Origin of the sequence: Neorhizobium sp. R1-B (assembly GCF_004368875.1) — a bacterium.
Taxonomy (GTDB): Bacteria; Pseudomonadota; Alphaproteobacteria; order Rhizobiales; family Rhizobiaceae; genus Neorhizobium; species Neorhizobium huautlense.
This window is the reverse complement of record NZ_SOEM01000019.1, coordinates 1-11,606: the sequence shown is the minus strand read 5'-3', so window position 1 is coordinate 11,606 and position 11,606 is coordinate 1. Positions and strand designations below refer to the sequence as shown.

At 61.9% G+C, this 11,606-nt stretch carries 12 protein-coding genes and 1 pseudogene; 7 read left to right on the top strand and 6 right to left on the bottom strand.

Annotation, left to right across the window (positions count from 1 at the left end; translation table 11 throughout):
• Nucleotides 1–96 precede the first annotated feature (96 nt).
• Nucleotides 97–489, bottom strand: a complete 393-nt coding sequence (locus tag EDE05_RS20875) for a helix-turn-helix domain-containing protein (protein ID WP_132413026.1) — start codon at nt 487–489, stop codon at nt 97–99.
• A gap of 81 nt (nt 490–570) precedes the next feature.
• Here EDE05_RS20875 and EDE05_RS20870 point away from each other — a divergent pair, with 81 nt between their 5' ends.
• The gene (locus EDE05_RS20870; protein WP_112798231.1) at nt 571–1,302 is read left to right on the top strand and encodes an SDR family oxidoreductase; all 732 of its coding nucleotides are present in this window, start codon (nt 571–573) and stop codon (nt 1,300–1,302) included.
• Nucleotides 1,303–1,435: 133 nt separating this feature from the next.
• Here the strand turns inward: EDE05_RS20870 and EDE05_RS20865 are convergent, their stop codons facing one another.
• Entirely contained in the window at nt 1,436–1,639 is a 204-nt protein-coding gene (locus EDE05_RS20865; protein ID WP_112798229.1) for a hypothetical protein, read from the bottom strand.
• A 52-nt stretch (nt 1,640–1,691) separates the two neighbouring features.
• Nucleotides 1,692–2,549, bottom strand: coding sequence for a hypothetical protein (locus EDE05_RS20860; RefSeq protein WP_132413028.1), 858 nt, complete (start codon nt 2,547–2,549; stop codon nt 1,692–1,694).
• A gap of 216 nt (nt 2,550–2,765) precedes the next feature.
• Here EDE05_RS20860 and EDE05_RS20855 point away from each other — a divergent pair, with 216 nt between their 5' ends.
• Entirely contained in the window at nt 2,766–4,232 is a 1,467-nt protein-coding gene (locus EDE05_RS20855) for a DUF1800 domain-containing protein (protein ID WP_112798225.1), read from the top strand.
• 2 nt (nt 4,233–4,234) lie between these two features.
• A complete protein-coding gene (locus EDE05_RS20850) occupies nt 4,235–5,413 on the top strand; it encodes a DUF1501 domain-containing protein (RefSeq protein WP_112798223.1) in 1,179 nt (392 codons plus the stop codon).
• A 6-nt stretch (nt 5,414–5,419) separates the two neighbouring features.
• Here EDE05_RS20850 and EDE05_RS20845 read toward each other — a convergent pair whose 3' ends face one another.
• Both EDE05_RS20845 and EDE05_RS20840 read right to left on the bottom strand, forming a co-directional pair.
• On the bottom strand, nt 5,420–6,007 hold the full coding sequence (locus tag EDE05_RS20845; RefSeq protein ID WP_112798221.1) for a hypothetical protein: 588 nt from the start codon (nt 6,005–6,007) through the stop codon (nt 5,420–5,422).
• A 3-nt stretch (nt 6,008–6,010) separates the two neighbouring features.
• Complete coding sequence (locus EDE05_RS20840) at nt 6,011–6,400, bottom strand: acyl-CoA thioesterase (protein ID WP_105372563.1); 390 nt, start codon at nt 6,398–6,400, stop codon at nt 6,011–6,013.
• A 193-nt stretch (nt 6,401–6,593) separates the two neighbouring features.
• On the opposite strand from EDE05_RS20840, the gene EDE05_RS20835 reads away from it, so the two are divergent.
• The 4 genes from EDE05_RS20835 (at nt 6,594) to EDE05_RS20820 (ending at nt 11,393) form a co-directional block, all read left to right on the top strand.
• Nucleotides 6,594–8,429: a methyl-accepting chemotaxis protein gene (locus EDE05_RS20835; RefSeq protein WP_112798368.1), complete on the top strand. Its 1,836-nt coding sequence runs from the start codon at nt 6,594–6,596 to the stop codon at nt 8,427–8,429.
• A 231-nt stretch (nt 8,430–8,660) separates the two neighbouring features.
• On the top strand, nt 8,661–10,085 hold the full coding sequence (locus EDE05_RS20830; RefSeq protein ID WP_132413030.1) for an extensin family protein: 1,425 nt from the start codon (nt 8,661–8,663) through the stop codon (nt 10,083–10,085).
• A 7-nt stretch (nt 10,086–10,092) separates the two neighbouring features.
• A complete protein-coding gene (locus EDE05_RS20825) occupies nt 10,093–10,416 on the top strand; it encodes an MmcQ/YjbR family DNA-binding protein (RefSeq protein WP_112798217.1) in 324 nt (107 codons plus the stop codon).
• A gap of 326 nt (nt 10,417–10,742) precedes the next feature.
• Complete coding sequence (locus tag EDE05_RS20820; protein WP_112798215.1) at nt 10,743–11,393, top strand: glutathione S-transferase family protein; 651 nt, start codon at nt 10,743–10,745, stop codon at nt 11,391–11,393.
• A gap of 37 nt (nt 11,394–11,430) precedes the next feature.
• Here the strand turns inward: EDE05_RS20820 and EDE05_RS27330 are convergent.
• Nucleotides 11,431–11,606: pseudogene (locus EDE05_RS27330) on the bottom strand (IS110 family transposase); the annotation flags it as partial.

The window sequence follows — 11,606 nt, the reverse complement described above, 5'->3', positions numbered from 1 at the left end:
CGACGAATTTGGACGTTCCTACGGAATTCGATAGCGGTACCGCCGGCCGGCAGATCGTGGCTGAATCGCGCGCCAGATGAGGTCATAGCAACATCGTCAGCGACGATTTCCCGTGTTGTCATAGCGCAGCGTGGCTGCCTCGACCTTGTCGCCATTGGCGGCTGCCCATGAACATAGTGCTTCAAACGGCTCCCGCAGTGAATGACCCAGTGGAGTAATTGCATACTCCACGCCGATCGGCTGCGTTGGCAGTACGGTTCTCGTCACAAGACCGTTCCGCTCAAGCCTCTTCAAAGCGTCGGCAAGAGCCTTGTGCGTGATCCCGTCGAGACGCCGTTTGATCTCGTTGAAGCGCGAGGGTTTGGGACAGATCACTGTCAGGATCAGGATCGTCCATTTGTCAGCGATCTTGTCGAGCACGGGGCGAACCTGCGCCATGTCGCACAAGGCGCGGTGAGAAAGTGCTTCCAGGTCGGTATACTCGTCCATATCTAGGCTACTTAAGGTGCGTAATTGATACCAGATATCTGACGTATATCATGGCGAGACCATCACTTGAAAGGATTTACGATGGCTCGAATGAGTAACAAGGTTGCCCTCGTCGTCGGGGGCGCGAAGGGTATCGGCTTGGCAATTGCAGAGCGGCTTTCGGCTGAAGGGGCAAAGGTCTTCATAACCAGTCGCAGAAGCGGCGATGCTGAGAAGGCGGCCAAGGGCATCGGCAATGACGCGGTTGGCATTGCCGCCGATGCCAGTGTGCCTGAAGATATGGTGAAGACCGTCGAACAGGTGCGCCAAGCCTGTGGGCGTATCGACGCGCTTGTCCTGAATGCAGGCCTCTCCGAGCCTGCCCAGATTGCCGACATAACGCCTGAACATTTCGACCGCCACTTCGACGTCAACGTCCGCGGAATGGTTTTCGGCTTGCAGGCGGCGCTACCCGTTATGACGGAAGGTGGGTCGGTCGTCCTCGTCGGCTCCATCGCCGGTAGCGCGGGCTACGCGTCATACGGAACCTATTGCGCTACCAAGGCAGCCGTGCGCTCCTATGCCCGAACCTGGACGGGGGAACTCGCACCCAGAGGTATACGCGTCAACGTCGTCGCACCCGGTCCAACCGATACGGAGATGATGGCTTCGGTTCAGGAAGACATGCGTGCGGCCATTGTCGCTCCCATCCCGATGGGGCGAATGGCGCGGCCTTCAGAAGTGGCTGCGGCCGCCTTGTTCCTGTTGAGCGATGACGCGAGTTACATCGCTGGTGCCGAACTCTGCGTCGACGGCGGCTTGCGGCAGGTCTAAGGTTTAGGTCGAAATGCTGTACCCGCTCGGAGCAGGTCGGGTACAGCAAACGCGCTCGATGACGGGCCGAAATTAAGTTGAAGCCGCTCAGCCCGGGCTCTACGCCGGATCGTCCTTCCCGATAGCGAACAGGTTATTTCTTCATCCCCCTGGCCCCGGCTCCCTGGCGAGGTGACCCCGTGGGATTGGATGGGGTCGCAGCTGCGTCCGGACCATAGATGATGGTGTAGGTGCCGTCCGCGGTCTTTTCGATCGAGATGACGGTCAGGCCGTCGATCGAAATGCTGCGGAGGACGTTGGGCAGCTCCCGTTCTGGCACGCCCGTGATCGTTATCATCTGATTCTCCTCCCAGGAATCGGTTGAGGGCGGCATTCGAGATAGCCAAGACTCAGCCCGGTGCTTTCAGCCCGTATTCGCGGACGAACTGGCGGCGCGCCGCGGCAAAACGCGCGTCGTTCAGGAAATCCGTCACCCTGGCTATGTTGTGTCGGGCGACCCAGTTCTTGAGCGTCCGGGGGGCGTCGTCAGGATTGCGGTCGATATAGCTGTTGATGAGGGCGCTCGCGTCATCTGCGGCATAGGGGTAGATGGCCTCGGTCCTGGTGGCCTCGGTGAGGGCCAGAACCTGCGAGGTCTGCTCGTCGATACCGATCAATCCCGCAGTAATCGTACCCGCCGAGGCGTAGTCATTGACATCCATCAGCGCAAGTTCGAGCGGATAGGCCGCAGTATCCAGCTGCAGCTTGTCGATGATCGACGAGCGCACCCGGTTCCGGTTGGCGCGCATCTGCTTCTGCAGGAACTGGATCGTCTTCTCCGAGAGGATGCTCTTGTCATAGGCGGCATGCGCGCCCTTGAGGCCGGTGTCCACGGCAGCCAGCGCGGTCTTGGTGGCCTTTGCTGCAGCGAGGGTTCCCGCACCACTCAGTGACAGGCTGGCAATGGTCGCGGCGAAGGGAACGCCCTGGCCTTCCTGCGTCAGTTCGGAAGAGAAGCGCGCATACTCCACATCGATCGAACCCATGGCGCTGAGGACGATCGAATTGCGAAGCGCCTTTTTGTCGAAATCACCAGCGGAATGATAGGCCGCCAGGCGCGACGGCGCGTAGCCGCCAGCGAAATAAGTTGCGGTGACCCTGTTGTGTTGCGCGAGGTTTGGGCCTCCGGCGATCGATGGAGTGCAGCCAGTAAGCGCAACCGTTGCTGCAGTCATCATCACAACGGCACGACAAGTTCTTCGTATCATTCAAGTTCCCCCGAGAAATACATAAGACCACAGGTATTGCCGATTGAAAACGCACCGCCTGCAACCAAAAGGGGAGTTGGGGGTTGTAGATGTTTGAAGGCGACATGCCGTCCGCAGCATTACAAATTCTCCATGTCGCGAAATGGCCGCAATTTATGAACCTTTCCACCACAATTGTCGGGGACCCTGATCATGGTCCAACGAGGAAATGATCGAATGAATCCTTCTATCCCGACCTTGGCCGCCATCCGCTTCGGTTATGGTCTTCGCCCGGGGGAAGAACTGCCCGCCGACGCCGATGCGCTGCTGGCACAGATCGAGGAAGGCGTGGCGGAAAAGCCGCGTTTCCCCCGCGAGGGGCTGACGGGGCGGATCGAGACCGCTACCCGGGTGCTTTCGGTCAGGGCGGCGGAGGCGAAGGCCGCCAAGGCCGGGAATCCGAATGCGGATCTGCGCAAGGAGACGCAGCGCCAGGCCCAACGCATCTATCGACAGGACGCCATGGGCCGCATTGCCCAGGCCATCCATTCCCCGCTCGGATTTTATGAAAGGCTTGCGACCTTCTGGGTGGATCATTTCTCCACGAGCGTCCTGAAGTCGCTGCCGATGCGCATGATCGTGCCGCTTTACGAGGCGCAGTCGATCCGTCCGAATATCGGCGGTTCCTTCTCAGGGCTACTCCAGGCCGCGATCCTGCATCCGGCAATGCTGATCTATCTCGACCAGAACCAGAGCGTCGGGCCGGATTCGGTCGCCGGCCGCAAGAACAGCCGCGGGCTCAACGAGAATCTGGGGCGCGAGCTGCTCGAACTCCACACGCTCGGCGCCGGCAGTGGCTATACCCAGGACGACGTTCGCGCTGCCGCGCTGATCCTCACCGGCCTTTCGGTCGACAATCGGGCTCTGGAAGTCGTCTATCGTCCGCGGCTGGCTGAAGCCGGCCCTGTTTCGCTTCTCGGCCGTTCCTACGAAGACGATGAAGGCGACGGTCAGGATCATATCCTGATGCTGGAAGACCTCGCTGCCAATCCGAAGACCGCCCTGCACGTCTCCCGCAAGCTTGCCCGCCACTTCATCGCCGACGATCCACCGGAAGAGGTGGTCTCGTCCATGGTGGACGCCTGGACGAAGAGCCAGGGCAACCTGACCGAAGTCTATCGCGCCATGCTGACCCATCCGCGCGCCTGGTCGGATCCCGGGCAGAAGATCAAGCAGCCCTTCGAGTTTCTCGTCTCCGGTTTCCGGGCGTTCGACCTGCCGGAAAAGAATTTTGCCGAACTTCTGCGCGATATGGAGGGCGAGGACGAGGGGCCGGTGGAAAAAGCCATGGAGATGGCGGGGGTGAGGGCGAAGGAGAACGCAAAGCGAAAAGCGGGGCGGGCAAACGCGCTGACGTTCGGCGCGCTGCAGCGCATGGGTCAGCCGGTCTGGCAGCCGCCGAGCCCGGCGGGCTTTGCCGACGAGGCCGGCGTGTGGCTGTCACCGAGCCAGCTGAGCGAGCGGATCACCTGGTCGCGGATGGTCGCCCGGATCCTCGGGCAGAAGATGGAGCCGTCCGAATTTCTCGCCGCCGCGCTGGGAGATGCCGTCCGCCCCGAAACCCAGAGGATCGTCTCGCAGGCGCCGAACAAGGTGCACGGCATCACCATGGTTCTCGCCTCACCCGAATTCAACAGGAGATGAAAATGACCTTGCAGCAGAATTTCCTGTTGTCGCGGCGCGGTTTTCTCGCAGGCGCCTGCTGCGCCGCCGCCGCGCCCATCCTGACCCCGGTTACCCTGGCCGCCACGCCGGGCGACAACCGGTTCGTGACGATCGTCCTGCGAGGTGCAATGGACGGGCTCGATCTCGTGCAGCCCTACGGCGATCCCGCTTTTGCGACACTGAGGCCGAAGCTCGGCCTGACACCCCAGACCGGCCTTCTCGATCTCGACGGTTTCTTCGGCCTCAACCCGGCCGCCTCCGCGCTGATGCCGCTCTGGCAGGCGGGGGAACTGTCTTTCGTTCACGCGGTCTCGACGCCCTATCGGGACCAGCGCAGCCATTTCGACGGGCAGGACATGCTGGAGACCGGCGGCAGCGACAAGGCGGAGCGGACCGGATGGCTGAACCGCGCGCTTTCTGCGATCCCCCGCTCCGACGCCCGCAAGGCGATCGACATCAACACTTCGATGGAGCTCATCCTGAGCGGTCCGAGCGACGTGGACTCCTGGTCGACCCAGAGCAATTTCGCACTTGCCGAAGACGAGATCGCCTTTCTCGATCGCCTCTATGAAGGGGACGAGGCCTTCGCCAGGGCGATGCAGGAGGCAAAGAAGACCGACATGTCGGCGGATGCCCTTTATGGCGACGCCAAGCGCGGGTCAGGGATTGCCGAAATGGCTCGACTTGCCGGCGGCATGCTTCGCGAGGACTACCGGATCGCCAGCTTCTCGATCAACGGCTGGGACACCCATGTCGGCCAGAAGGCGCAATTTAGAAAAGCCGCCGGCGATCTCTCGACCGCGATAACCACGCTGAAAGCCTCTTTGGGCGACGAGGCATGGGGAAAGACGGTCGTGCTGGCGATCACCGAATTCGGCCGCACGGTGCGCGAAAACGGCACCAACGGCACCGATCACGGCACCGGCGGGCTTGCGGTGCTGGCCGGCGGCGCCATCTCGGGCGGTAAGGTTCTTGGCCAATGGCCGGGCCTTGGCGACGATCATCTGCTCGACCGGCGCGACCTGATGCCGACCGGCGACGTGCGGGAGATAGCCGCCGCCATGCTCTACAGGCAGTTCGGCATCGATCCGGACAATCTGACCGGCAAGGTCTTTCCCGGCCTCGCCTTCGACCGGTCCTCGATCTATCTCAAAGGGTGATCTCCCTCAGGTGAGGAGATCGTAGACCCGGAAGATCCAGTAGAGCTGGTAGGCGAGCGCGAACGCCACGAAGGCCGCGTGGAAACGGCGGTTCGCGGTGGCGATCGCGATCGCACTCAACGCCACATAGAGCGCGGTGCGTGCCGGATATTCGAAGCCGAGCGACAGGAAATAGTCGCGGCCCTTGATCAGGGTGTCGACGATATCGGTGATCAGCAACCCGGCGAGGAAACCGAAGAACCATTTCCGCCGCGAAAGAAAATAGTCTTCGTAGCTGTCATAGTCCTGCATGGAGGTGGGGAAGAGTAGCGCACAGAGGAAGAAGAAGAGCGCACAGAAGCCGATCAGGAACAGATAGGCCGCGAAGCCGATCACGGGCAGGGCGTGCAGCCGGTGTTCCCACCACCAGAAATGGACCAGAAAGAGGAACATGAACGCCACCCATCCGAGATGGATGAGGTAGACGCGGGCGGCTTTCGGATGTTGCACGATGCCGGCGAGACCGTTCAGCAGCCGTGCCAGGCCAAGGCTGACCACCATGCCCATCACCACGCGGATATGCGTGAAGGTTTCGGCAGTGGTCGCGGCATCCATGGCTTATTCCTCCTCAGGAACCGGCGTCGGTTTGCCGTCTTCGTCGAGCGCCACCATGATGAAGGTGCCGGCCGTCACCTTTTCCAGGAATCGATAGCGCGCCCTGTGCGCCCATGCCTCGACATTCAGCGTAATCGATGTGCGGCCGACGCGGGTGATCTCGGTATAGACGTTGAGCGTGTCGCCGATCTTCACCGGCAGCTGGAACGCCATCTCCTTCACCGCCGCAGTCACGACCCTGCCGCGGGCGCGCTCGGCCGCGCGGATGCCGCTCGCCAAGTCCATCTGCGCCATGACCCAGCCGCCGAAGATATCCCCCGCCGCATTGGCGTCCGCAGGCATGGCGAGAGTGCGGAGCGTCAGCTCCCCGGTGGGCCTGGCATTGTCGGTCATGATTGTTGTTCCCTTTCTTGTCCGTTCTGATTCCTCCATGCAGAGATTAGGGCGGATGCGGCCGGAAGCCTATCCGGTTCAGCAGGCAATTATCGGCTCCTCAATTCGCGCCCTCGGCAAGGTTTCCCGTCCTTCACCCCCTAGTAACCAGTGGTCATTAGAATTTGACGAACTTCAAATGGAGGGGGACCTCATGCAACGTCTTACAATTTCCTGGCGGCTTTACTGTCTTGTGCTGTTGTCGCTTGTCATCCTCGGGGGGGCGATGACATTCAGCCTGTTCCAGAGCTATGCCTCGTCGGAGCGGGAGCGCAAGGCGGGCCTTGCGCAGATGAACGATGCCGCGCTCACGGTGCTGAAGAAATATCAGGGGCTGGAAGCCGCCGGCACGATGACACGCGAGCAGGCCCAGACCGAAGCCAAGGCCATCATCGCCGGCATGCGTTACGGCGAAGGGACCGGCTATTTCTGGATCAACGACATGACGCCGCGCATGGTGATGCATCCGATCAAGCCGGAAATGAACGGCAAGGATCTTACCGGCGACAAAGACCCGAACGGCAAGTTCCTGTTTGTCGAGTTCGCCAACACGGTGAAGGCCCAGGGCAAGGGTTTCGTGGACTACTATTGGCCGAAGCCGGGCTTTGAGCAGCCGCAGGAGAAATATTCGCACGTGGCCGGCTTCGCGCCCTGGGGCTGGATCATCGGTACCGGCGTTTATGTGGACGATCTGCACGCCATGTTCCGCCGTGACGCGATCAATTTCGGCGCGATCTTCGCCGTCGGCGCATTGGTCCTGATCGGCGGCGCAGCTTTCGTGGTCAGAAGCGTCACCAGGCCGATCGGCCAGGTCAAGCAGGTGCTGCAGTCGATCGCGGCCGGCGAGGTGGGCGTCTCCGTTCCCTGTACCGAACAGAAGAACGAAATCGGCGACATCGCTCGCGCCGTCGTGGTTCTCAGAAACTCGGTCGAGGAGCGCAGCCAGCTGCAGGCTCGCGAAGCAGACCAGAGCCGTGCGCTTGCCGAGGAGCGGTCCGGCAGGGAGCGTGTGCTTTCGGCTTCGGCCGAGCGTCAGGCGCGTGCCATGGGCGAACTCGGCCGTGCCCTGGAAAGCCTAGCCGGCGGCGATCTTTCCGTATCGCTCGGCGATATCGGCGAAGACTACGCAAAGCTTCGCGACGACTTCAACGCCGCCGTGGGCTCGCTGCACCGTGCGATCGGCGCGATCACCGAGACGAGCCTCGTGGTGCGCGACAGTGCGGCCGATATCTCGAGCGCCACCGGCAATCTCTCCAAGCGCACCGAACAGCAGGCAGCGGCCCTTGAGGAAACCGCCGCCGCGCTCGACGAGATCACCGCAACGGTGCGTACCGCATCGGAACGTGCGCACGAGGCGCGCGAGATGGTGAGCGAGACGAAGGAAAGCGCCGGCCGTTCGGGCCAGATCGTCCGCAACGCGATCGACGCCATGGGCCGTATCGAGGAATCCTCGAACCGTATCAACCAGATCATCTCTGTCATCGACGAGATTGCCTTCCAGACCAACCTGCTGGCGCTGAACGCCGGCGTTGAGGCGGCGCGTGCGGGGGAAGCGGGCAGGGGCTTTGCAGTCGTTGCCCAGGAAGTGCGCGAGCTTGCGCAACGCTCCGCAAATGCGGCGAAGGAGATCAAGACGCTGATCAGCAATTCGGCACGCGAGGTCGAAGGCGGTGTTTCGCTGGTGCGCTCGACCGGCGACGCGCTGGTCGAGATCGCCACGCTTGTCGAGCGCGTCAACGCGCATGTCGACACGATCGCCACCGCCGCCCGCGAACAGGCGACCGGGCTGCAGGAGATCAATTCCTCCGTCAACCATATGGACCAGATGACCCAGCAGAATGCGGCCATGGTGGAAGAGACCACGGCGGCGAGCCAGACGCTTGCGGACCAGAGCCTTCACCTGCAGGATCTGCTCGCGGCCTTCACGCTGGACAACAATGCCGGTCGGGGCGCTGCCTACGGCTCGACCACCCGTTATCGCGCTGCCTGACAGCCGCGCCATCATCAACCGAGCCGCCGGATGAAAGTCCGGCGGCTTTTTGACGCCGATCAAACGGTGAGCGCCGCCTGCCGACAGGAAGGTCATCATTCAGACGGTGGCCGAGAACCGCTCCGACCGTTAAAAGCCTTGAAAAGGCCTTGATCTCTCAAGCCTTCGTTTACCGACACTGCCTAAACTCGTCATGTGTGTCATTTCGGCACCGGAAGAGTGGCAACTGGTATGGCGTATGCTTCCCTTTCCCGGCGGGTCGTAACCTCGCTGATGATGTCGTCGATGCTGGTCGCCTGTTCCTCCGGGGATCTAGTGCCGCCGGCATCGATCGACAGCGCTACCAGCGTCGGCGCGATCCAGCCGACGCGATCCCTTCCGCCCGAGCCGATGTCGCAGCAGGCCTACCAGATGAGCCGGGCGCCGGTTTCGCAGGTCAGTTCCGTCGATTACGGATATTCGTCGCGCGGTGCATCCGGGCCGGGGGATGCTTATACCGGCGACAGCGGCAATTATCTGCGGGTGCCTGACCAGGTGCAGTCGGCGCCTCTCAATCCGGCATGGTCAGGCTCTCATAGCGGCTCTCCGCCGCGGCAGGGCCGTTTGCCGATGATCGACAGCGATGAGGCATTGCAGCAGGCATCCGCCGCGCAAAACACCTATCCGTCCGGCGGGTCGAACGTCATTCCGGAAGAAGGCGTCAACATGGACGCCGAACTGGGTTTTGGACCGGACGAAAGCGATATCACCGGCCTTGCCGAAGAACAGGATACCGACATCGCCGAAGGCGTCGGCGATCAGCCCGTGGTCGACGGGATCGGCACTGACGAGCCGGTGGCGTTGCAGCCGCGCCGCCAGCCGATCTCCCAGCCGATGTCGGATGATCGTGTCGTCGTTCCGCCGAAGCGCCAGGGGGCCGGACTGCAGAGAGATGGCGCAAACGGCGGCATGGTCTGGGGCGACGGATCCCGCATCGTTCCGCCAAGCCGCGCGCCCGCCGCCGATACCCAGGAAGTGGCGATGCTGCGCCCCAACAACCCGATGAACGACAGCGGGCCGATGAGCCAGCGCGATCAGCCGTGGCTCAGAGGCGCCATGCCGCAGTCGGAAGTCAGCTGCCGGACGGAGCTGCGCCGCCTTGGCGTGGAATTCAACGACCTGCCGCGCATTTCCAACGGCCCGAGCTGCGGCATCAACTACCCTGTCAAGCTTGCCGGACTGTCCGGCAATATCGACGTAAAACCCGCCGTTACCCTGAACTGCCAGACGACGCTTGCCTTTGCGAAATGGGTGAAGAACGAGCTCGCCGTTTCGGCTCGCACTCGTTACCTGACGGGTGTGCGCAAAATCGTGCCCATGGGAGGTTATTCCTGCCGTCGTATGAACAACAGCCGCCAGCGCTACAACCCGATGTCGGAACATGCGCGCGGCAATGCCATCGACATTGGCCAGATCGTGCTGAAGAACGGCCACGAAATCGATGTGCGGAAGAAGGGGCTTTTCTCCTTCCGCGAAGGCGGGTTGCTGAAATCGGTACGTAGCGACAGCTGCAAATATTTCAGCACGGTTCTCGGTCCCGGCAGCAATGCCGAACACTGGAACCATTTCCACTTCGATCTCCGCTCGCGCAAGAGCGGCCGGCGCTTCTGCAGCTGATACTGCCATGGCAGACGCCGAGATGCTCCGCCGCCTTGCCCTTTCTCTCGATGGAACCGTCGAGGCGCCACATTTCGACAGGGCGGCCTTCAAGGTGGCACGCATCTACGTGACGCTCGCCGGAGACGGCCTGACGGCGAATTTCAAGTTCAAACCTGACGAACAAAGCCTGAAATGCACGGTCCTGCCAACCGCCTTTTCTCCCGTCGGCAACGCCTGGGGGCGGCAGGGCTGGACGACGGCCATTCTTTCCGAACTGAACGAGGCCGATCTTCTCAATGCGCTGGAGACGGCCTGGAAACATGCGCTGCCGGTAAAGCGCAGGTCTTAGGGCCGCCAATCGGGATAGGCTTTCGCCTTCGGAAGGACGGGGGCTCGCGCTGGTCCGCCGAGACGCGAGTCCCCACCATACGCAAGACCAGCCGGCTTCATCGAAAAGAGATCGGAATCTCGCCCGAGTCGGAACCAGTCTCTTCCTGCCGCGACAGGAGGTCATCAGGGGGATTGCAAGTCAACTCAATCAAATGGTTTAGGGTCGCGGCATCCATGAGGCGAAGTTCTCCGTGCGAGAGTGGACGCGGAGATTATCTCGGCCATTCGTGTCGGAACCCCGTTTGGCCGGTCGTCTTCAAGGGAGACAGGCTAGGGAGAGCACAAATGACGATTACCATTACCGCCTTTGAGCGGTCGCCCGATCGAGGCAAGGGGCTGGCGCGTGACATGCGCGTCCGCTGGGCGCTGGAAGAAGTGGGCCAGCCCTACGACGTTCGTCTTCTTTCGTTCAAGGCGATGAAGGAGCCGGCGCATCTCGCGCTTCATCCTTTCGGACAGATACCGACCTATGAGGAAGGTGATCTCGCCCTGTTCGAGTCGGGGGCGATCGTCTTCCATATCGCCGAGCGCCATGCGGGCCTGCTGCCGGACGATGCCAATGCGCGGGCGCGCGCCATCACATGGATGTTTGCAGCGCTCAACACTGTAGAGCCGCCGATCTTCGAACGCGCTCTCGCGACAATCCTCGAGCGCGACCAGCCTTGGTACGAGCAGCGCCTGCGCGTCCTCGGGGAAAGCATCCGCGACCGGCTCGACGGACTTTCCGGCCGCCTTGGCGATGCCGAGTGGCTCGATGGCGCCTTCAGCGCCGGCGACCTGCTGATGGTATCAGTGCTGCTCAGGCTGAAGGGATCGGATATACTGCAGGAATATCCAAACCTCTCCGCCTATGTGGCGCGCGGTGAAGCGCGGCCCGCCTACAGGCGTGCTTTCGACGCTCAGCTGGCGGTTTTCACCGGCGCATCCTCCGGCTGACGAGGATCCGTTCCAGGCAAAAAAAGAAGCAACGGTGTTAGGTGTCAATCGCGTTAGCGTGGTGTTCCCGCATTCTTGCGTTGAGGATGATGATCATCTTTCGCATGACGGCGACGAGCGCGACTTTGCCGGGTTTTCCTTTCGATTTCAGCTTTTCGAAGAAAGCTCTGATGCCGGGATCGAAGCGGATTGCCGGCAGGGCTGCGATGTAGA